Annotated in this window: 18 protein-coding genes; 14 read left to right on the forward strand and 4 right to left on the reverse strand. The window is 32.8% G+C overall.

The features are described 5' to 3' along the window. A complete protein-coding gene (gene gatD / locus LBP67_08310) occupies nucleotides 1-1386 on the forward strand; it encodes a Glu-tRNA(Gln) amidotransferase subunit GatD (GenBank protein MDR2084978.1) in 1386 nt (461 codons plus the stop codon). Nucleotides 1387-1409: 23 nt separating this feature from the next. Beyond that, nucleotides 1410-2162: a glycosyltransferase family 2 protein gene (locus LBP67_08315; protein MDR2084979.1), complete on the forward strand. Its 753-nt coding sequence runs from the start codon at nucleotides 1410-1412 to the stop codon at nucleotides 2160-2162. A 252-nt stretch (nucleotides 2163-2414) separates the two neighbouring features. Here LBP67_08315 and gyrB read toward each other — a convergent pair whose 3' ends face one another. From gyrB to LBP67_08335, 4 genes are all read right to left on the reverse strand, one after another. Then, nucleotides 2415-4400, reverse strand: coding sequence for a DNA topoisomerase (ATP-hydrolyzing) subunit B (gyrB, locus tag LBP67_08320; protein ID MDR2084980.1), 1986 nt, complete (start codon nucleotides 4398-4400; stop codon nucleotides 2415-2417). 92 nt (nucleotides 4401-4492) lie between these two features. Then, on the reverse strand, nucleotides 4493-6277 hold the full coding sequence (locus LBP67_08325; GenBank protein MDR2084981.1) for a hypothetical protein: 1785 nt from the start codon (nucleotides 6275-6277) through the stop codon (nucleotides 4493-4495). A 23-nt stretch (nucleotides 6278-6300) separates the two neighbouring features. Continuing rightward, the gene (locus tag LBP67_08330) at nucleotides 6301-9297 is read right to left on the reverse strand and encodes a tetratricopeptide repeat protein (protein MDR2084982.1); all 2997 of its coding nucleotides are present in this window, start codon (nucleotides 9295-9297) and stop codon (nucleotides 6301-6303) included. Nucleotides 9298-9561: 264 nt separating this feature from the next. After that, a complete protein-coding gene (locus tag LBP67_08335) occupies nucleotides 9562-10443 on the reverse strand; it encodes an AraC family transcriptional regulator (GenBank protein MDR2084983.1) in 882 nt (293 codons plus the stop codon). Nucleotides 10444-10632: 189 nt separating this feature from the next. Between LBP67_08335 and LBP67_08340 the strand changes: the two genes are divergently transcribed. From LBP67_08340 to LBP67_08395, 12 genes are all read left to right on the forward strand, one after another. After that, nucleotides 10633-13215: a DUF5686 and carboxypeptidase regulatory-like domain-containing protein gene (locus LBP67_08340; GenBank protein MDR2084984.1), complete on the forward strand. Its 2583-nt coding sequence runs from the start codon at nucleotides 10633-10635 to the stop codon at nucleotides 13213-13215. A gap of 259 nt (nucleotides 13216-13474) precedes the next feature. Further along, nucleotides 13475-14101: a TetR/AcrR family transcriptional regulator gene (locus tag LBP67_08345; GenBank protein ID MDR2084985.1), complete on the forward strand. Its 627-nt coding sequence runs from the start codon at nucleotides 13475-13477 to the stop codon at nucleotides 14099-14101. A 3-nt stretch (nucleotides 14102-14104) separates the two neighbouring features. Then, nucleotides 14105-15379, forward strand: coding sequence for a TolC family protein (locus LBP67_08350; protein MDR2084986.1), 1275 nt, complete (start codon nucleotides 14105-14107; stop codon nucleotides 15377-15379). A gap of 80 nt (nucleotides 15380-15459) precedes the next feature. Then, complete coding sequence (locus LBP67_08355) at nucleotides 15460-16377, forward strand: HlyD family efflux transporter periplasmic adaptor subunit (GenBank protein ID MDR2084987.1); 918 nt, start codon at nucleotides 15460-15462, stop codon at nucleotides 16375-16377. Nucleotides 16378-16388: 11 nt separating this feature from the next. Then, the gene (locus LBP67_08360; protein ID MDR2084988.1) at nucleotides 16389-17306 is read left to right on the forward strand and encodes an ABC transporter ATP-binding protein; all 918 of its coding nucleotides are present in this window, start codon (nucleotides 16389-16391) and stop codon (nucleotides 17304-17306) included. A gap of 111 nt (nucleotides 17307-17417) precedes the next feature. Continuing rightward, nucleotides 17418-18185, forward strand: a complete 768-nt coding sequence (locus LBP67_08365) for an ABC transporter ATP-binding protein (protein ID MDR2084989.1) — start codon at nucleotides 17418-17420, stop codon at nucleotides 18183-18185. 167 nt (nucleotides 18186-18352) lie between these two features. Next, nucleotides 18353-19474 (forward strand): ABC transporter permease, encoded by a 1122-nt coding sequence (locus tag LBP67_08370; protein MDR2084990.1) that lies wholly within the window; start codon nucleotides 18353-18355, stop codon nucleotides 19472-19474. A 157-nt stretch (nucleotides 19475-19631) separates the two neighbouring features. Next, the gene (locus LBP67_08375; GenBank protein ID MDR2084991.1) at nucleotides 19632-20744 is read left to right on the forward strand and encodes an ABC transporter permease; all 1113 of its coding nucleotides are present in this window, start codon (nucleotides 19632-19634) and stop codon (nucleotides 20742-20744) included. A gap of 108 nt (nucleotides 20745-20852) precedes the next feature. After that, the gene (locus tag LBP67_08380) at nucleotides 20853-21713 is read left to right on the forward strand and encodes an MBL fold metallo-hydrolase (protein MDR2084992.1); all 861 of its coding nucleotides are present in this window, start codon (nucleotides 20853-20855) and stop codon (nucleotides 21711-21713) included. A 75-nt stretch (nucleotides 21714-21788) separates the two neighbouring features. Next, nucleotides 21789-22208 carry a DUF2141 domain-containing protein gene (locus LBP67_08385; GenBank protein ID MDR2084993.1) on the forward strand — a complete coding sequence of 140 codons (420 nt, stop codon included), beginning with the start codon at nucleotides 21789-21791 and terminating at the stop codon, nucleotides 22206-22208. Nucleotides 22209-22281: 73 nt separating this feature from the next. Continuing rightward, nucleotides 22282-22998, forward strand: a complete 717-nt coding sequence (locus tag LBP67_08390; protein MDR2084994.1) for a DUF169 domain-containing protein — start codon at nucleotides 22282-22284, stop codon at nucleotides 22996-22998. Then, complete coding sequence (locus LBP67_08395; protein MDR2084995.1) at nucleotides 22991-23443, forward strand: MarR family transcriptional regulator; 453 nt, start codon at nucleotides 22991-22993, stop codon at nucleotides 23441-23443. The genes LBP67_08390 and LBP67_08395 overlap by 8 nt, the downstream gene beginning before the upstream one ends. Nucleotides 23444-23523 lie beyond the last annotated feature (80 nt).

The following is a 23523-nucleotide window of genomic DNA, read 5'->3' on the forward strand; positions in this document are numbered from 1 at the left end:
ATGGATAACGAATTTTTTCAAGGGTATAAAGGACAAGCATTAGAAATTTTAAAAAAATATAATACACGAGTATGGGGGCAGGCTGAAATTGCAACCACAAGAGGAAATTTTAAAGGTACGGTTTTACCGAGAGCGAGCAATTACGATGATAAACATATTGTGATTAAAATTAGTACCGGCTACAATATTGGGATTGATGTAGATACTATTACCGACATGAAGGAAACAGGTTATAATAAAGCCAATTATAAGATTCCTGAAAAAGAATTTCCTGTAACTCCCGGTTTACCAAATGTTAAATTAATCGGTACCGGCGGAACTATTGCTTCACGTCTTGATTATCGTACGGGAGCTGTAATTCCTGCATTCTCCCCCGGTGAATTATACGGTGCGGTTCCCGAATTAGCCGAAATTTGTAATCTTGAAACCGAAAAAGTTTTCGCTGTTTTCAGTGAAAACATGGGACCTACACAATATATTGCACTTGCAAAAGCAATAGGCAAAGAAATTGAACGCGGAGTTGACGGAATTGTCATTGGTCACGGCACAGATACAATGCATCATACCGGCGCAGCGCTTACCTTTATGGTACAAAATCCACCGGTTCCTATAGTACTTGTAGGCTCGCAACGTTCCAGCGACAGACCAAGCTCCGATGCGGCTCTGAATTTGATGCACGCTATGACTGCTGCCGGACACGGCAATATTGCGGAAGTTATGGTTTGTATGTTCGGACCTACTTCCGATGAATACGGCTTACTTCATAAAGGCACAAGAGTAAGAAAAATGCATTCTTCTTACCGTTCTACTTTCAGAACTATCGGCGATACTCCTCTTGCAACCGTTACCAGAAAAGGCGTTACTCCAATAAAAAAAGATTATAAGCCACGTAAAAAAGATAAAGATGTAACAATTCTGCCGTATTTCTCAGATAAAGTAACTATGCTTTATTATTACACCGGCATGAAACCAGATACCATTGATTTACTTGTAGATGCAGGTTACAAAGGAATTGTTTTTGTCGGAACGGGATTGGGGCATGTTAATAAAGAACTTTATCCTGCAATTGAGCGCGCACAAGCTAAAGGCGTTCATATGTATATGACTTTGCAAACTATTTGGGGATACGTTCAAATGTTTGTTTATGATACCGGTAGAGATATGATGGCTAAAGGAATCATCCCTTGCGGAAATATGCTTCCTGAAGTTGCATATATCAAACTCGGTTGGGCGCTAGGACAAACTGATGATCCCGAAGAAGTAAAAAGATTGATGCTCACTCCTATCAACGACGAAATCACTGAAAGAGAGCCCTATAACGGATATATTGTGCTTCAAGGCGGTGTTCCGGAAGTTGACGAGTTTTTAGCTCAAACACATAAATAGAGATTATTTAAACAATTGTTTTTATGCTTATTTCTGCTGTTATCATCACAAAGAACGAAGAAAGAAACATTGAAAGATGTATAAAATCTTTATTGAAGGTTGCTGATGAAATAGTTATTGTTGATTCGTTTTCTGATGACAAAACAAAAGAAATTTGCTTAAAATACGATGTAAAGTTTGAATGCAACTGCTGGATTGGTTATGCCGAACAAAAGAATTATGCTAATTTATTGGCTTCAAATGATATGATTTTATCTATTGATGCCGATGAAGAACTTTCTGAAGAACTGCAGAAATCAATTCTTCAAATTAAATCTTCGGAAAACTATAATTATGTTTTCAAATTCAAAAGATTAAACAATTATTGTGGAAAATGGATAAAACACGGCGCTTGGTATCCGGATATGAAAGTTAGAATTTTTAACAGGAAAACAACTTTTTGGGAAGACACCAAAGTTCATGAAATATTAAATTATGGTGATACAAAAGTTGTTTTCCTAAAAGGAGATTTACTTCATTATCCTTTTTTATCCATCGAAGAACATATTAAAAGTACAAACAATTATTCCACACTACATGCACAATATGCATTTGAACGAAACAAAAAGAAAACATATTTTTCTTATTTGTTGAGTGCCATTTGGAAATTCTTCTCTGATTATCTTTTCAAATGCGGATTCTTAGACGGATTTTACGGTTTTACAATATATAAAATTACTGTTTTGGACAGATATTTAAGATATGCAAAACTAAAAAGATTAAGAATAAGAAAATAGATAAAGTAAATAAAACTAATGAATTTAATTTGTGAATCATTCACCAATTTAAGTTTATACTTTATCAAAAATATTACAGATAAAATTTTTCTAATTGATTTATTTCCGAATTGATTTATTCTCTAATTGGCAAAAAATGGATAGCAATGTTATAATATTTTTTTCAATACTTCCATTCCGAACTCAAATTCATTGTCTTTCTGCAAAATATATAGTTTGGTATAGACACAAAACAGTATCTATACCAAATACTTATGCATCAATATTTGCATAAGTAGCATTTTGTTCTATAAACTCTCTTCTTGGCGGTACTTCATCACCCATGAGCATTGAGAAAACACGATCTGCCTCGAGAGCATTTTCAATATTAACTCGTCGCAAAGTACGTGTTTCGGGATCCATGGTAGTAGTCCAAAGTTGTACATCATTCATCTCTCCGAGACCCTTATATCTTTGAACATTAATACCTTTCTCTCCCGATGCACTCGCTTCAGAAAGTTCGCGGATAATCAAATCACGACCATCGTCAGACCAAGCATACTTTTCCGTATTACCTTTCTTAACAAGATATAACGGCGGCGTAGCAATATAAACATAACCGCTTTCAATCAATTCTTTCATATATCTGAAAAAGAAGGTAAGAATAAGAGTTGTAATATGGCTGCCGTCGACATCAGCATCAGTCATAATAACTATTTTATGATATCTGAGTTTTGATAAATTTAGGGCTTTGCTATCCTCTTCTGTTCCGATAGTAACCCCCAGTGCAGAATACATATTTCTAATTTCTTCGCTTTCGAAAGCTTTATGTTGCATTGCTTTTTCAACATTCAGAATTTTACCCCTGAGCGGTAGAATTGCTTGAAATAATCTATTTCTTCCTGTTTTTGCAGTTCCGCCTGCCGAGTCACCCTCAACAAGGAAAAGTTCACAACGAGCAGGATCTTTTTCGGAACAATCTGCAAGTTTTCCCGGTAATCCGAATCCGGATAAAGCTCCTTTACGTTGAACCATTTCGCGAGCTTTGCGTGCGGCATGACGAGCGGTAGCAGCAAGAATAACTTTATCCACAATATTTTTTGCTTCTTTCGGATGTTCTTCAAGATAATATCCGAGATGTTCGTTTACCATTTGTTCAACCGCCCATCTAACTTCCGAATTGCCGAGTTTGGTTTTGGTTTGACCTTCAAATTGCGGTTCCGCAACTTTTGCTGAAATAATAGCCGTTAAACCCTCTCTAAAATCATCGCTACTGACTTCGAATTTCAACTTAGATAAAAACCCTGCTTTTTCCGCATAGTTTTTCAAAGTTTTAGTTAGAGCTGCGCGAAAACCTGTAAGATGTGTACCACCCTCTATAGTATTAATATTATTAACAAAAGAATGAATATTTTCTGAAAAAGAGGTATTATACTGCATAGCAATTTCAAGAGGAACGCCGTTTTTTTCACCCTCAATATAAATCGGTTCAACAGTAATCTTTTCACGAGTAGCATCAAGATAATTGATAAAATCTATCAGCCCTTTTTCGGAATAATAAGTTGTTGTTTTATCTTTATTTTCACCCTCACGATGATCCGTCAAAGTAATTGTAATTCCTTTATTCAGAAAAGCTAATTCCCTTAAACGTGTTGCAAGAATATGAAAATCATATTCGGTAACAATAAATATACTATCGTCTGGAGTAAATTTCACATAAGTTCCCGTAATACTTGTTTTATCTACTTCTTTTACACTATATAAAGGTTTACCGAACTGATATTCTTGTTGATAAACATTCCCATTTCTAAAAACCTTAACCAGAAGGTCTTTTGAAAGAGCGTTAACACAAGAAACACCAACTCCGTGCAAACCGCCGGAAACTTTATAAGTACCTTTATCGAATTTACCGCCGGCATGAAGAACTGTGAGAACAACTTCCAGAGCCGATCTCTGTTCCTTTTCGTGGAAATCAACCGGAATACCGCGACCATTATCTAAAACGGAAACCGAATTATCTTCGTGAATTTCAACATCAATGTGGGTACAAAAACCGGCAAGAGCTTCATCTATTGAATTATCTACTACTTCATAAACAAGATGATGAAGACCTTTCTCACTTATATCACCTATATACATTGCCGGACGTTTACGAACGGCTTCCAAACCTTCTAAAACTTGAATGTTATCGGCGGTGTATTGTTTTTGGTCTTGATTTTGTTTGTTCAATTTATCGTTTTCTTTATTTAAATCACTCATAATCAATGTATAAAATTATAATAATTAAGTAGCAAAATTACAAAAAATTTTGCAATTATACAAGTTTTTTTTCGATAAACTTTTCAACAATTTTATAGTGAAAACGTCACTCCCAACATCACATTTGCAGGATATTCCGGATATAGCTGGTATATATAAAGTTTATTCTTGTAATGTAATAAGTTATTGAGATTTAACCAAAGGTCTATACCTGTTTTTATTTTATAGTTACAGGTTAATCCTAAGTCATAAATAAGAGGAATATCAATTAATTCTTTTGAATCAGACATCACATTAACATCTTTAATGCCACCAAGCAAGGCAAATTGAGCGGAAAAAGATAATTTCTTATTCGGCAGGACATATTTTGCAAGTGCGTAAACTTCAAAAGCAGGCATATTATAAGCATATTGTATTTGTTCCGTATCATTCAATTCAATAATATTATATTTCCCTTGAAAGTTAATAAAAAGACTTCGCCAATAATCTAAGGTAAGATCAGCGGATATCGAGACTTTCCTTAAGTTTGCAAAATTCACATCAAAATCTGTTAAGTAAAAAGGTATATTTCCTTCGTAACTATCAAGAGCGTTACGACTCGCTGAAAAAATCGGCAAATTATCATATTGAATAATTTGAACACCGGCAGAGAAATTTATATACTTTCCGAATCTCGTATCAAAAACCCCATATAAGTTATACTTCTCATTCGTAATGTATTGAAAATCCGCATTGGAATTATTCTGATAAAGAGCTGTTGCCGGTGCTATATATTTACAAAGATCGTATAATAACATCATATTATTTCTGTATGACTCTCCCTTAATTCCTATTCGCAATGAAAATGCTTCCGGGACTATTGTTGTTTTTATTTCGGCAACAGGATGAATATTTGCCTTAAACTTATTATCCGCAGTAGTATTGTCATTAAAGAAATTAGCATTCAAACCTAATTTTAATGCAAAAGCTCCAATGTGTAATGAATATGAAGGTTCAATAGAAAAAATATAGTTATTAAATTTTTCCAAATGATATCCAAAATCAACAGTACTAAAATTATAATTGGCAAGAAATTTAATACTCCAATCTTCCTTTTTACTTTTTCTAAAAAGTTTTGAATAATAATTGAAATTTACCGGCAAGTTAATTGAATGGCTTTTAAACTCATTACCTGCCTGAAAACCTGTATAGTTCAATAAAACACTATAATCTGTTTTTGTTGTTTTAATATTTGATAAACTTATTTCACCGCCATAAGTATGAAGTTTTTCTTTAGTTAAATTATCTTCCTTATTATACATCTCTTCTACATCAGAAAAATCAGATTTAGAAACGCCATAATAATTAAACATATTATGAGAATAAAATCCTCTTGCCTGCAATTCATTATTATTGAATTTTATTTTACCGTAAATATCAAAGTCAGTGTCGCTAAAGCTGTTATCATAAACATCCTGCATTTGTCGCCACGCCGAATTATGTTTTACATGAAAACCGCCTCCGAGTTTTTTGTTATCAGACGAATTAACATAAACATCCGCATAAGGTTCTATATTTGAACCGAAACCGAATTTTCCGTAAAAAATATGCTTTTTCACATTCAAACTCTCCCTTCTCGGATCAAGCGGATCCAATCCGAAAGTTTTATGTCTCGGCAAATTTGTCAACTGAGACGAAATATTGTAATTGATTTTTTCTTTTTCTAATTCGATATTAACGTACTCGGGATTAATATTAATTTTGTTAGCATCCGAAACCGAAGGCTCGTAAGGTGCAACAACATTAATTTGCTCATCATACTGCGGAGTCTGAGCTTTTATATTAAATGAAATTGCCATAACAATAAAAACGGCAATAAATATATTTACTTTCTTCATTTCTAATTATTAACTGTTAATTATTAATTGTCTATTGCTTCGAGTTTTGCACGCGCTTCTTCCTTCAGATCTTCACCTGCATAATTATCAATAATACTTTGATAAGTTTGTTTAGCTTGGAAAATATTATCGGTTTTTACATAAATATCGCCCAAAAGAATGAAACCGCGGGCAACCCAATAATCATAATTACCGAAATTATTTATCAAATCAAAAGCCTCTTTTTCAGCTTTTTGATAATTTGAATTCATATAAGTTATAAAAGCACAAAAATATTTAGCTTCGGCGCCGGTTTCATTTTTATATTTATCTGCAAGAGCGCTAAACGAAATATACGCATCACTGAATAATCCTAATCCGTATTGTGCAATTGCAATATTGAGCTCAGCTTCCTCCAAAATATTTTCGTCCGAATCGGGAATTGCCCTAACAAGTTTAGCAGTTGGAAGTAATTTGTTGTATTCCGCCAACTCGTTGTAAGAACGCATTAGTCCGATATTTGCCTCATTTGCAACATAATCATATTCCGTATTTTTAGCTATCTCCTCATAAGTTGCGGCAGCACTACGAAAATCTTCATTATGAAAATAAATTTTCGCCGACTGCATTTTTGCGTTTTCGCTATATAGGGAATTGGGGAAGTCGGCAGCGGTTTGATAGTATCTCAATGCGTTATCATAATCATTTTCCATAAAGAAACATTCGCCCATATAATAATAAACAATTGGAACAAATGCGCCATCCGGAAAATTAACAAGATAGTTATTAAGCAATCTTTTCGCATCCGTATATTTTGCGGCGGCAAACATATTTTGAGCACTGGCAAAATTCATAGAATCGGCTTCTGTAACCGTAACTTTAATTCTTGCTGAATTAGTAACAAAATCCATGTACTCATCTACTTTGTTAAGCTCAACATAAATATTCCTCAAACTTGCCAAACTTTCGTTAGCTTCTAAGGTTCCAGAGTATGAAACAACAATATCTTTGAGATAAGAAATTGCTTCATCATACTCCTTTTCAGCATAATAAAGCAATCCTATTTTTTGTTTCGATTTAATAGCATAAGGACTTCTCGGGTATTCACTAACTACTTGTTTATAAGTATTTATCGCACTTGCATTTTCATCTAAAAGAGTGTATGTATTAGCTAATTCGAAAATAGCGCTGCTGCGGTAAGTAGTATTAACGGGCATTTTAAATATTTCCTTCAAAGCGCTTTCTTTTCCTCTAAGATTTCCTGTAGCACCAAGGGCTAATGCTTTGTAATAATAAGCATAATCTATATTTCCGGCATTAGTCTTAATAGCTTGGTCATACGATTGAATAGCTTGAGAATATTTATTTTGAATGAAATAACAATCTCCTATTCGGTTCCACGCATCACTTAAAATATTTTTATCGGAATGAGTACGGGAATTAATAAACTTTCTAAAATAAGTTTCTGCGGATGCATAATCTTTCAATTTGAAATAAGAATATCCGAGTGCATAATTAGAATAATTATATTCGGCATAATCATAAGCTTCCGGACTGGCAAGAAATTCTTTATATAAAGGAATTGCATTGTTAAACTGCAACAATCTGAAATAACTTTCAGCTATCCAGAAAGTTGAAAACGCCTTCAAACTTTTGTCGAGAGCATATTTTTGAGATTCCTTTAAAAGTTTTGCAGCTTCGGCATAATTACGGGCATTAAATAAATCAATTCCGTTAGAAAAAGTTATTTTTTGATGAGCCAATTTTAACTCTGGAGTCATCACTTCAATATTTTCTATTGTTGACAACGCATTTTTGTAATTCTTTGTAGAAAGAAATAATTTTGCAAGAAAAGAATTTGCCTCATCAATTTTTGGCGATTTCGGATTTTCTTCTATATAATTTTGAAGAATACTGATGCCGTCATTATACGGATCAAAACCGGTTTCATAGATAATACCTACATAATTAAATAAAGCTTTTTCCTTAACATCCTTATTGAAATCCATTTTTGCAGCTTCCCTGAAAGAAGTTGCCGCAAAATTTTTATTATTTAATTTTAAATTACAAATTCCGACATGATATAGCGCATTTTGTTTCAGCACATCATTTGAGCTAGCGGCTTTTTCAAAGTATGGAAGCGCCTTATCAAATTCATCAAGCATAAAATACGAATACGCAATTTTATAATTATCCTCTCTTTCAAATCTTTGATTATTTTTCAGGAAATATTCCAAAGCATTTTCATATTCATTCAGTTGGAAATATGAATTTGCAAGTATCAAATTATTTTCGGCAATATCCTTTTTATTTCCTTTCTCCAGATTCATTTTTTTTGAATAAGAAATTACCTCATCATATTTTCCTTGTTCATATAATATTCTTAAAATAAATTGTTTTGAACTTTCTCCGAACTCACTATCGGTTTCCAGACTTCTAAACGCTTGCAAAGCAGATTCATAATTAGCTTGTTCAAAAGAAATTTGAGCATAATAATAAGTTGCCGCCTTGCTGTATTTTCCGTTGGTATCCTTTATTTCATAAAATGCAGTAGCTGCCTTATCAACTTTATTCGTTTTCAAATAAGAATAACCCGTTTGATAAAAATATTCTTGCTTTTCATCCTCATTTAATCGAAACAACTCAACTTTCTCATAAGAATCGAGAGCCGCTTTATAAGATTTCTTATCAAAATAAAGTTTTGCCAGTTCAAATCGGGCATTAGGCAGGTAATAACTCTCCGAATAAGTATTGATAAACTCCAATAAGTATTTTTCTGCAAAATCATATTCGCCCAAAATTTTATTGGATATTGCTAATCCATAAACTACGAGAGCCTTCTCTTGAAAATATTCGAGTTCATTTTCAATATAAAGTTCATTGAAAATCTTATTTGCAGCAACATAATTCTCCGCATTAAACATTTCCTGAGCTTGCGAAAGTTTTGGATTTTTTTGGATTGTTCCGGAATATTTTTGTGCAAATGATTGATTAAAAATAAACATCATGCACATTGACAAAATAATATATTTTAGTTTCATACGAATATTATTACATATGTATTAACTGCAAAAATAAAAAATTATTGTTGAAGATCACACCAGATAATCAATGAGTAATTAACAAGTTATGAATATACAGAGAATAAACACAAGCGTGACTATCAACAACTTATCCTTTTGCGTGGAATATTGTTTTAAAGAATTTATCTTTTGAAAAAAATTTATACATATAAAATCATCTGGTTTTAATAAAATGCATATTGCTTTTTTAAGTTCAAAGATATTTAAGAAAAATACTTTTAATTAAATCTTTTGATATTCTTTCGGAGTAAATCCCGTATGTTGTTTGAAATAAAAACTAAAATGCGACTGAGATGAAAAATTCAAGTCGTAACTTATTTGCTGTATACTTAGTTTACCGGACATCAACATTTCTTTTGCTTTTGCAATAGTATAATTTTTAATCCAATCCGACGGATGTTGCCCAGTTTGCTTATAAATCAGAGATGAAAAATATTTTGGAGTTAAACAAGCTTTATCTGCATAAAATTTTATATTTCGTTCTCTTCGATAATTCGTTTCTAAATCGCTGATAAACTTTTTAAATACAACTTCTTTATGAGGAGCATCTTTGTTTTGGTGTTCTTTGTTCAATAGATGACTGCACAAACCGTAAAACATTATATTAAGATATGCACGAACGATTTGAGGAGTAAAAACATTACTTTTGTCGCGAATAACCCTTCTTATCGTTTTAAATATAGAAACAATTTCTTTCATTTGTTTAGGCGGTAATTCTACAATCTGCGACTTACTTAGAATGGTGCGCATACCAATGACTTTAGAATTATCGCCAAGATCAAAAACACCATCTTTTATAAACATTATTTCGATTTTGATATCATCGCTAACTTCTAATACTTGAAACATCCTATCTGCGTATAATATCATAAAAGTATTCTCGGTAATTGAATAAATTTTATTTCCCAATTGAATTTTTATTAATCCCTTGACGCAACACAAAGATAATAAAGCATTTATCTTTACATAAATATTTTTATGAATATTAAATTTATTTATTGGTTCAGAATAATTGTTAAATACGAGAAATTTTCCAGGTAACACATCAAATCCGGGTAAATCGTAAAGACTTGCAATATCGATATTTATAATTTCATTCTCCATAATTTATTTAATAAAAATTTCACAAAAGTAATACTTTTTTATAAAAAACGACTTTTATGACATTTTATCCAACTTTTATAAAAAAAACGAAAATTTCTTCCTCATATCTTTGCAAAAGTATATATTATGCTATTTAATCTAAGATTAGATATTAATATAATTCGAATTAAAACATTCATAATAAAACAAATGGGAAACCTAAGGTGTGAAAATATAAAAGAAAAAACTTCTATACGAAAGTCTTTTTATCTCATTTCAATCATTTCATTTTTAATAAACATTGTTGCATACTCGCAAACTATTGATGTTTCGGGAATTATCAAAGACTCAGCTACTTTGGAACCGATTAGCTTTGCAAACATCGTTTTTACCGGAACAAATATCGGTACTTGCTCAAATCTCGATGGAAGTTTCAACCTTAAAAATACGGCCGAAGCAACATCATTAACCGTTTCATTATTAGGATATCAGCAAACAGTGATTAATCTTACAGAAAATTATACGACAAATTTGGAAATTAAGCTCCCGATAGAAAGTGTTCAACTCGACGAATTCGTTATTACTGATAAAAAGAAGGTTTCATATTCAAAAAAGGATAATCCTGCGATAGATTTTATGAGAGAAGTAATTGAAAGAAGAAAAGACAATAATATAGAATCTAAACCGTATTATCAAGTTGAACGTTATGAGAAATTTACTACATCCTTAAGTAATTTCGACAGCATCGGAAAGGTATTTCAAAGATTTAATTTTTTAAAAAGCAATATCGACACTTCGGCAATTGACGGCAAACCTATATTAACTTTAGCAATTAAAGAAACTGCTACGGATATTTATTACAGAAAAATGCCAAATACAAAGAAGGAAATCGACAAGGCGCAACGCTCCGAAGGAATCGGTAAAGATTTGGATGAAAGCATTAATTATAATATACAAGAATTATTCCGCGGGATCAATCTCTACGATAACAACATAAAACTCCTGCAATATTATTTCATCAGTCCACTATCCTCTTCAATGGCTTTATCGTTTTACAAATATTATATTGTTGATACTCTTACTATTGATGGCATCGAATGTATGGAAATGGCATTCTTTCCGTATAATCATCAAAGTATGGGATTTATCGGTACACTATATATAACTCTCGATGGAAATTATTCTTTGAAAAAAGCAGATTTAGTTGTTCCGGAGAAAATCAATTTGAATTTTGCCAAAAACTTACACATCTCACAGACTTTCGAGCAGTTAAATGACAATATTTCGGTTTTAATAGAAGAGAATTTATACGTGAATATGTATCTGTTTAGGAATATTCCAGAAGTTCAGATAAATCAATTCCGGACGTATAAAAATTATAATTTCGAAAGTTTTGATAATACTATTTTTAATATTTCACAACAAAATTCATTTACATCAGATAATAAGTTAATTATGTCTGATGAATTTTGGACAAATATACGACCGGTTCCATTAAAACAAAAAGAACTCGGAGTTAAAAAACTTTTTACGCAAATTCAAGAAATTCCTCTTTACAAAACAGTTGTAAGAATCAGCGATTTTATTTCTTCAGGATACTTTTTGACAGGAGGAAGCAGGGATAAAAGCATGTTTGATATTGGTCCGCTGCCGAGTATTTTCTCAATAAACGACATTGAAGGATGCAGGTTTAAGCTTGGCATAATGACAACGGCAAATTTAAACAGCAATGTTTTTGTAAGCGGTTATGCGGCTTATGGTATCAGGGATAATAAATTCAAGTACGGCGGAACTTTATCTTATTCTTTTGATAAAAAGAACTACCATCCTCTGGAATTCCCGCGTAATAATTTAACCCTAACATATAACTATGATCTGTTTACATTAGGTTCGGTTTTCAGTGATTTTCAAAAAGATGATTTTTTAATTTCTTGGAAAGTCGGCGATCCTATTACAAAAGCATCTTATATCCGCACGATTTCAATAGGATATGAAAAAGATTTCAGTAGAGATTTCAATTTCAGGGTTACTTTGAAAAATCAAGTTGATACGCCTACAGGTAGTTTGATTTACAGACTAAATTCGGAGGATCCTATATCAAACATTAATCTTTTGAGAACAACCGAACTCGGTTTACACCTTAAATATACAATTGGCGCTACGCCGTATAACGGATTAAATTCCGCCATGAATTTATCGAAAGATGTTGTTGAGTTTACACTCTCCCATTATATAGGAATCCAAGGACTTTTCGGCGGACAATATCATTATGAACATACGGAAATAGCTTTTAAGAAAAGTATCAATTTGGCTGCATTCGGATATCTTAATGCTCACATAAAAGCCGGAATGGTCTGGACACCGGTTCCGTTTCCACTATTAATTTTCCCAAACGCCACACAATCGGTTATCATGCAGTCTGATGCTTTCAACACAATGAATGCTCTTGAGTTTGTTATGGATAAACATTTAAGCGTTAATTTAACCTATCATCTAAACGGCCTTATTTTTAACCGCATTCCGTATTTTAATTTTTTAAAACTCAGAGAAGTTGTTTCTTTCAACGGTGTTTGGGGTGCATTATCAGACAAGAACAATCCCGACATTTCTTCCGGTTTATTTATATTACCCGAAGGAACAAGTGCAATAGGAAAAGTTCCATTTATGGAAATGAGTTTCGGTATAGAAAACATCTTCAAGGTATTTAGAATCGATTACGTTCATCGTCTAACATACAATAACGGTACAAAACACAGAGGCGGAGTAAGGTTCACTTTCGGAATAAACTTTTGATTAGTTGGCTATTGACAATCGGCAACCGCAATTCGTAATTAGCAATCAATAATCCTAAAATAAAATTTTTCGGATATTTAAATTTCACAATATAGAATCCAAAATACATAAGGGCTGATTCAACTTTTCAGTCAAATCTTTATTGTAATCCGTTAAATTTTCCTAATAACAATATTTCATATTAAAATAATATTATTTTTGCGTTTTAAATTTAGTTTTTAAATCTGAATTTAAAATTTTAATTTAAATTTAAGTTAAAATGGAAAAACAAAAACAAACAACGGAAGAGCAAATTCTTGAAGCTGCTGAAAAAGTTTTTTTGGAAAAAGGTTTTAACAACACTAAAATCAGCGATATTGCAAAATCAGCAGGAGCAAATAATGCACTTATCAATTATTATTTCCGTTCGAAAGAAAATCTTTTCAACAAAGTGCTTACCAACAAAATCGAATTTTTAGCGAATGCTATGGAATATGTTTTGGATCAGGATTTATCTTTTGAAGATATGATTAAGCACTTTAGCGAAGCGCAATTCGATTTTTTCAAAGAAAATGAAGCATTATTGAGGTTTATATTTAATGAGATATTACCTAATGAGTCGAGAATAAATATGTTCAGACAAAACATTATTCCTGTTGTATTACAAGCCAGTGCGCAATTAGACAAACGTTTGCAAGAAGAAATTACGGCAGGTCGTGTGCGGAATATCAAAATGTTCGATTTATTATATACAATGATTTCATTAAATATACTTTGTTTTGTAATAAGACCGATAATTATGGGAACCGGAGAAGATGAAAACTCCATTACCGAACACTTCTCTCAAGTTATGGAAAATAGAAAAGAAAAGAACGTTGAAATAATAATGAGTTATTTAAAGATTTAGTTTATGATGAAGAAAATATTTTTTTCAATATTAATTTGTGGTTTTGCAGTCTCATTGCAAGGACAATTAACTTTGGAATATTGTCATGAAAGAGCAAAAGCAAATTATCCGTTAATTAAACAATATGATTTAATTGAACAATCAAAAAAGTATAATATTGCTCAAATAAACAAGTCTTATATACCACAACTATCTTTGAACGGTAAAGTTACATGGCAATCGGATGTTACGGAATTTCCCGAAGAATTTTCGGATATGTTGGAACAAATGAATGTGTCAATAGACTTTCCCGGGCAGGATCAATATAATTTTGCTTTGGAATTGAGGCAAACAATCTGGGACGGTGGCGCAACCGGCACACAGAAAAAGATTATCAATTCTCAAAATGAAATTGAAAAATATAATCTGGAAGTAAATATGTATGCACTAACGGATCAAATTAATCAGCTTTATTTTTCTATTTTGTTAATTGACGAACAAATGCGTCAGAATACGCTTTTAAAACAAGAATTGGAACGAAACTACAACTTAGTAAGTACTTATATTAAAAATGGTGTTGCCCAACAATCGGATTTGGATGAGATAAAAGTTGAAATGCTTTCGGCCGAACAACGTGATACCGAAATGAAAACGTCTAAAAAAACTTTCAAGAAAATGCTTAGCGCTTTTATCGCAGAAGAAATTACTGATAATATTGTTTTAGAAAAACCTAAGGCGGAACTCAGCATAAGCGAAACAATAAATCGTCCGGAATTGAAACTTTACGATTCGCAAATCCAATTATATGAAACCCGAAGTAAACAATTGTGGAGCAACGGAATGCCGCGTATCGCACTTTTTGCACAAGGAGCTTACGGAAATCCCGGACTTAACATGTTTGAAAGCGGATTTACTCCATATTTTATAGGCGGTGTACAACTTTCTTGGAATTTCGGCGGACTATATACTAATAATGATGAAAAGAAAACTTTCAATCTGCAAAAGCAACAAACTGAAGTTCAAAGAGAAGTATTTCTTTTCAATTTAAAACAAAAATTAGTTCAACAAGATAGTGAAATAGAAAAACTTCAAAACTTACTTGAAAATGATGACGAAATTATTCGTTTACGTGAAGATATTCAGAAAACTGCGGAAGTAAAAGTTGAAAACGGCACAATGAATGTAAATGATTTACTTCAATATATAAATACTACCAGTATTGCACGACAAAATAAAGCTTACCATGAAATACAGTTATTAATGGCTATTTGGCAAAGACAATCAATAGTTAATAATTAACTGTATGGAATATAAGAGATTCCGAAACCAAAATTCATAAAGTATTTTCAATTTTTCTAATAATAATTTAACAAAAAAATATGATAAAAGAATTTAATTTAACAATTGCAAAATTTGTAATGGTATGTTTTATAATAATGCCGTTATATTCATGCCAGCGTAATGGAGTACATTATGATGCCTCAGGAACTTTTGAAACAACGGAGATTATTGTTTCTTCGGAAGCAACGGGAAAGATTCTGTATTTGGATATTAACGAAGGAGATGAAGTAACTGAAAATCAATTACTAGGAGTTATAGACACAACCCAATTATATCTTTCTAAGTTGCAATTGCAAAGCAATATTAAAGCAGCTAAGACCCGCAAAACAAATGTAAATACGCAAATTGCAGTTTTTGAAGAACAATTGTCAACAGCAAAAAAGGAAAAACAACGTATTGAAAAACTTCTTGAAGCAAACGCTGCTAACAGTAAAGATTTAGACGACATAAACGCACAAATCGCTTTGCTTGACAAACAAATTGCGGCTCAACGTTCATCAATGGTAAGAGGAAATATGAGTATTAATGAGGAGAGCAGTGCATTGGAAATTCAAATTGCGCAATTGGACGACCATCTGGAAAAATCTTATATTATCAGTCCTATAAACGGAATTGTTTTAGTAAAATACTCTGAAAAAGGTGAAATGGCAACACAAGGAAAAGCACTTTTTAAAGTTGCAAACACAAATGAAATGATCCTCAGGGCTTATGTAAGTGCCGGTCAGTTCACAGAATTGAAATTAGGACAGGAAGTCAAGGTATTCGCCGATTTCGGAGATAAAGGTACAAAAGAATATAACGGCGTCCTGACTTGGATTTCCGAAAAAGCCGAATTTACTCCGAAAACAGTACAAACCCGCGATGAAAGATCGAATCTGGTTTACGCGGTAAAAATAGCAGTAAAGAACGACGGGTACCTGAAAATTGGAATGTACGCAGGCGTGAATTTTAATTAATTGTTAATTTCATGATTGAAACTATCAACATTTCAAAAAGATATAAAAAAGTTCAAGCTTTAAAAGGCATTACTTTCGAAGTTAACGAAGGAGAAATTTTCGGGATAATCGGTCCCGATGGTGCGGGTAAAACCACTCTGTTTCGTATTCTCACGACTTTGCTTCTCGCTGATGAAGGTACTGCAATCGTCGATGGCTTGGATGTTGTAAAAGATTACGAGGAAATTCGCTTACGTGTTGGATATATGCCGGGTAGATTTTCTTTATATCAGGATTTGACGGTAGAAGAGAATTTGAATTTTTACGCAAGGATTTTCAATACAACTATTCAAGAAAATTACGAATTGGTTAAAGACATTTATCAACATCTCGAACCTTTTAAAGGAAGGCGTGCCGGCGCTTTATCAGGCGGTATGAAACAAAAACTTGCATTATGCTGTGCCCTGATTCATCGTCCGACAATTTTGTTTTTAGACGAGCCTACAACCGGAATAGATCCTGTTTCAAGAAAAGAATTATGGCAAATGCTACGAAGATTGAAAGATCAAAGAATTACAATTATCGTATCAACACCTTACATGGACGAAGCGAGTTTATGTGATAGAATCGCACTAATTCAACAAGGAGTTTTTCTGAAAATAAATACGCCCGCAAATATTGTAAAAGATTTCGAAGGCACGCTTTGGAGTGTCTCCGCCGATAATATGTCAAAACTATTACAAGACCTGCGACAACACAATGGAATAATAACCGTGTATGCTTTCGGCGATACCCATCACATTACCGTTGATAGTAAGAAAATCACAATTGACGGAATAAAAGCAGATTTAGAAAGTTTAGGATATAACGAAATAGAGGTGAAAGAGATTGAAGCCGGAATTGAAGATTGCTTTATGGCACTTGTTCCGAGAGAGACAAATGAAAATTAATCGTTAATAACGAATGAAATATGTTAGTTTAAAACTATTTAATATTAAGACTGTTAATCAACTCAGTAAAGACTTCAAAAGATTAATCAAATATGTATTTTAATTATTAAAATGAAAGTTTCAAAAAACAATTATCAATTGTCAATCCATGCAAGCGAATTGACAAAGATCTTCGGTAGTTTTACTGCTGTTGATAAAATTTCTTTTGAGGTTGAAAAAGGCGAGATTTTCGGTTTTCTGGGAGCAAACGGCGCCGGAAAAACTACTGCTATGCGCATGCTTTGCGGACTTAGTAAACCGACATCGGGAGAAGCTTCTGTAGCCGGATTTAATATTAGAACACAATCCGAAGATATTAAGAAAAATATAGGATATATGAGCCAAAAATTTGCATTGTATGAAAACTTAAAAGTATGGGAGAATATTCGTCTTTATGCCGGAATATACGGATTGAAAGGAAAAGAAATCAGTAAAAGTACTGATGAAATGTTGGCTCGGTTAGGTTTTGAAAGCGAAAAAAACACACTCGTAAAAGAACTTCCGCTCGGATGGAAACAGAAGCTGGCTTTCTCTGTATCAATCATACATAGTCCGCAAATTGTTTTTCTGGATGAACCCACCGGCGGCGTTGATCCTGTAACACGCCGGCAATTCTGGGAATTGATATACCAGGCTGCCGACAAAGGAATTACTGTTTTTGTAACCACTCATTATATGGACGAAGCGGAATATTGCAAAAGAATATCTATTATGGTTGACGGTCGTATCGAAGCTCTTGACACACCGAAAAGATTAAAACAAAACTTTAATGCAAACAGCATGGACGAGGTTTTTCAAGAACTGGCAAGAAAATCTAAATATATTGACAGTTTAAGTTAATAACAGTAATAATGTAAATTGCAAAATTTGAAATAAACTAACATGTAAATTTTGAAGATTATGTAATTATGTAATTCCGTATATATGAATATTTCTATCGAAAAATATAATTCTCTGATGTTGAAATTACATAAAACCGGAGTGATACCAAAGACCAATTGAAATTTATGAAAAACAGAAAAATAGCGGCGTTTGGAACCTTTGTACGAAAAGAATTTCTGCATATTTTCAGAGATATGTGGACTACGCTTATTTTGTTGTTACTACCAATTTTGATGACAATTCTTATCGGTTTCGGAATTTCAACTGAGATAAAAAATGCGTCGGTAGCAATAATGGATACTTCGCAGGATGTAGCAACTCAAGGCATAATCAACAAATTATCCACCAGCGAATATTTCAATATTACTCATTATGTTAATACGGAAGAAGAAATCGAAGATTTATTTAAGAGAAATAAAATAGGAATGGCTGTTATTTTCAGTGAAAGATTCTACGAAAATATGCTTCATACGGGAGAAGCGCAGGTTTTAATTCTTGCAGACGCAACCGACCCTAATACCGCCAGCACCCTAAGCACATACGCATCTATGTTAATCGCATCATATCAAACAGATATAAATAAAAACCTGGGAAATATGCCGTATCAAATTACTCCGGAAATACAATTGCTCTACAATCCGAGTATGAAAGGTTCCTACAGTACAACTCCGGGCGTATTGGGATTAGTATTAATTCTAATTTGTGCCATGATGACATCCGTTTCTATTGTAAAGGAAAAACAGGTAGGAACAATGGAAATACTATTGGTTTCGCCACTAAAACCAATGACCATTATTGTTGCAAAAACAATCCCCTACTTCACAATTTCATTCATCAATTTAGCAACAATTCTATTGCTGTCGTACTTTGCATTAGGAGTACCTATTGTCGGCAACTTTGCTTTATTAATCGGCGTTTGTGTATTATATATTATTGTGTCATTAGCTTTCGGATTGCTGATTTCTACCGTTGTTTCCTCACAATTAGTCGCCATGCTTATCTCAGGTTTAGTTTTGATGATGCCCGTTATGATGCTTTCCGGATTGATTTTTCCCGTTGATAATATGCCTTTGGTTTTACAATGGGTTTCGCATATTGTCCCCGCAAAATGGTTTATCATGGCAGTAAAAAGTGTAATGATTAAAGGCGCCGGATTCAAAGCAATTTACGTTGAGTTTTCAATCTTGCTTGGAATGGCGATTTTATTACTGACGATCAGTATTAAAAAATTTAAGAATCGATTATAAACAAATAGTAAAATATTATAAATCCTAATTTTGATAATTAAAAATAAAAAATAAAATCATATTATATTTCCGGTTATAAAAACAGATAAAAATCTATGAAATTTATTAATAAATATTATATCAAAACCACCTAATAGCACGAATTTAATTATTATCTATGTTAAAATATCTTTTAGAAAAGGAATTTAAGCTGTTTTTTCGAAACAAATTCTTGCCGAATCTTGTGATTTTCCTACCATTTATTGCATTGGCGGTTTTTCCATTAGTGGCAAACTTAGATATTAGAAATCTTTCGGTTGCGGTTGTTGATCATGATAAAAGTCCGTACTCAAGACAATTAACAGATAAAATTTTATCATCAACATATTTCAAATTCTCCGGAAGTTTTGACAACTATAATAATGCTTTGGAAAGTGTTGAAAACGACAAGGCCGATTTAATTCTCGAAATTCCATTAAATTTTGAAAAAAATCTTGTCAAAGACGGGAATACACAAGTTTTCATTGCAATAAACGCCGTTGACGGAGTAAAAGGTGGAATGGGAAGTTCATATCTTACAGGCATAATATCCGATTTCAATCAAAACATTCAAACAGAATGGATTCAACCATCATCACGATTATCAATACCGCAAATAGATATCCGTCCTGTATATCTTTATAATCCGACATTACAATACATCTATTTTATGATTCCGGCGATTATTGTCATGATTATGGCTATGTTATGCGGTTTTCTCCCCGCTCTTAATATCGTTGAAGAAAAGGAAAACGGCACAATTGAGCAAATAAACGTTACTCCTGTAAGAAAATCTACATTCATATTATCAAAATTAATCCCATATTGGATAATCGGATTTGTTGTAATAAATATATGCATCGGTGTATCATGGCTTTTCTACGGATTTCTACCTAAAGGTTCAATTCTTACAATTTACTTGTTTTCAATAATATTTATCTTTACATTCTGCGGAATGGGTCTGGTTGTATCTAATTATGCCAATACAATTCAGCAGGCAATGTTTATCATGTTTTTCTTTATCACAACATTTATTTTCTTGAGTGGACTTTTCACTCCGTTTACAAACATGCCGCAATGGACACAAACACTCGGAGTAATCAGTCCGCTGAAATATATAATCGAAGTAACACGAATGGTTTATCTCAAAGGTGCAGTATTTATGGAGATGATTCCACAATTTGTCTCGCTTTTAGTATTAGCTATTCTCTTTAACGGCTGGGCAATATTGAGTTATAAAAAGAGAGCATAACCGACTTAATAATTGAAGAAAGATAATTAGCTCGTAATTTTTGATTTTTTATAATCCGGTCAACAAAACATTTTTTTATTTTTGTATTTAATTTTAAACTGAATAATAATGAAAATGCGTACTTTTTTAATTACAATAATTAATTTATTGATTATAAACAATTTATTCTCACAAGAAAATCTAAATGTTTATACCTACAAATTCGGTGACATGCAGGTTAGTTTGCTTCAAGAAATTTCCAAGTATGATAAACCTACTGTTTTAATCGGTTTGACAGATGAAATCTTAAATGAATGCGCTCCTGACGATACAATTCCGGGTGCGGTGAATGCATTTTTTTTGCAAGCAAATGGAAAGAATATTCTCATAGATTCCGGTTACGGTACAAAACTTTTTGATAATCTGAAGTTTTTAGGAATCGGAGCCGAAGATATTGATATAGTATTATTGACACATCTTCACGGCGACCATATTTCCGGAATGATGAAAAACGGTCGTAAATCTTTTCCGAATGCGGATGTTTATCTTTCACAGCGCGAACACGACTACTGGTTAAAAGAAACGGAGGATGAACGCTCTCACGCAATGTTATCAGAATATAAAGACCGTCTGCACACTCTTCATCCTAATAAATTAGGAGAAAAGGCCAAAGACTTTCTTCCGGGAATTCAGGCTTATGAAGCTTACGGACATACTCCCGGGCATACGGTTTATCTCTTTACATCTTCCGAGAAACAATTTCTGATTATTGGTGATGTGATTAATGTTGCTGCCATACAATTTCCATATCCGAATATTCCCGCAATTTACGACAAAAATGCCGAAGAGGCTTCAGCTACTAAAGTTATTGTGCTTGATTTTGCGTCAAAACACAATATTCCAATTGCCGGAATGCACATTTCTTACCCGGGCATGGGAAATGTTACAAAAAATAATAAAGGCGGTTTCATCTTCAAACCAATGAAATAATCTTAATAAATGAATTTCGTATCAAACTTACATTTGATTTACATTTCCTGATTTTTAACTGTAAACTATTCTGTTATGAAAAAAATTACATTAACATTAGTAATAACATTATTCGCCTTATCTTCCTTAGCGCAGAAGAACATTGACATTAATATTACAGGAATTGATGAGATAAAAGGTCAGATTGTTGTTCTTGTTTTTGATAATCCCGATAATTTCCCAAAGGATCAGAAACTTGCCAAATTTTTTAATTTTCCGGTAACAAGTAAAGAAATGACTGTTTGCGTAAAAGATCTTCAAGTACAGAATTATGCTATTTTTATTTATCACGACAAAGACAACAACGGTAAATGTAATCAAAATTTCATAGGTATGCCTACGGAAAAGATTGGATTTTCAAACAACATTCGTCCTAAACTCAAGGCTCCGAAATTCAATGAAGCAAAAGTTGACACAGAAACAAATGAAATTAGTGTCGAATTGTATAAAATGTGATAAAGATAATAAATTTATTTGTCATGACAAATAAATTTATTATCTTTGCGATGTTAATCAAAAAAGATAAAGTATGAACCAAAAACAATTTGTTGAATATTATCGTAAAGGATTCGGCGATAAGGCAGAATTGCCATTAGCATTTTGGTATTCCGATAAAGCAATTGCAGAGCCGATTGAACATAAAGGTTGCTATATAGGCGCAATGCAAGCAGCACGATATGGCGAAATTTTAAGTAGTAAAGCCGAAAACATTTCCTGCCCCGGCGGAAGATTATGGTCTGGTTTCGTTCCGCAACGTCCTAATTTGCCACATTTTATCTCTGTAATTGAACGTTACAAAAAAGATGAAGAGTTAGCTGCAGAATTTCTTAATAGTTTTCCGCGAGAAGAGCAAGCCGGAAAATGTATCAATTTTGCAAGAATTGATAAAATTGATTCTTTCGACAACTTAGAAGGTATTATTTTCTTCGCAACACCCGACATTCTTTCGGGTTTGGTTTCATGGTGTATGTTCGATACAAACGACGCAAATGCCGTGAGTGCTCCTTTCGGTTCCGGATGCAGCTCCATAATTACTCAAGTTCTTCAAGAAAATAGAAATGGCGGAAAACAAACATTTATAGGAATGTTTGACCCATCGGCACGACTGAGTGTTGAGGAAAATATTTTAACTTACTCTATTCCAATTGAACGATTTAAAGAAATGTGCGGAACAATGACGGAAACATTTCTGATTATGGAAACCAAAGATTGGAAAAAAGTTAAAGAACGTATTAATCATGAATGATCTTGATAAAATTGTTAACCATCGTTTAGCAACTGTTTCTCTTCTTTCGCGAAGATTGGTTTTCAGGATAATTGCAGAATCTGGAGTTGATATTACTCCCGAGCAATGGACATTATTGTATTATTTATGGAAAGAAAACGGACAATCAATCGGTGAGCTGTCAAAAGCTACTCAAAAAGATTTTGCCAATGTAACCCGAATTGTTGAAAAACTCATTGAGCATGGCTATGTAAAAAAGGAAAGAGATGTAAATGATAACCGGAGTTTTCGCATTTTTATCCTTCCGAAAGCTAATGAGATAAAAAATGATATAAAGAAAGTACAGGAAAAAATGCAGGATATTTCATTAAATGGAATAAATGATGACGAACAAATATTTATAATGCAGATTCTTGATAAGATGGAGAAAAATATTTTGAAACAATTAACAAGCGATAATAAATAAATGAATTAATATTCAATGTAATAAACTTTATCAATTCATTCAGTTTTATTGGTTTGCACCAAAACAATTTCAATATTTCA

This window comes from Bacteroidales bacterium (assembly GCA_031276035.1).
Classification (GTDB): Bacteria; Bacteroidota; Bacteroidia; order Bacteroidales; family BM520; genus RGIG7150.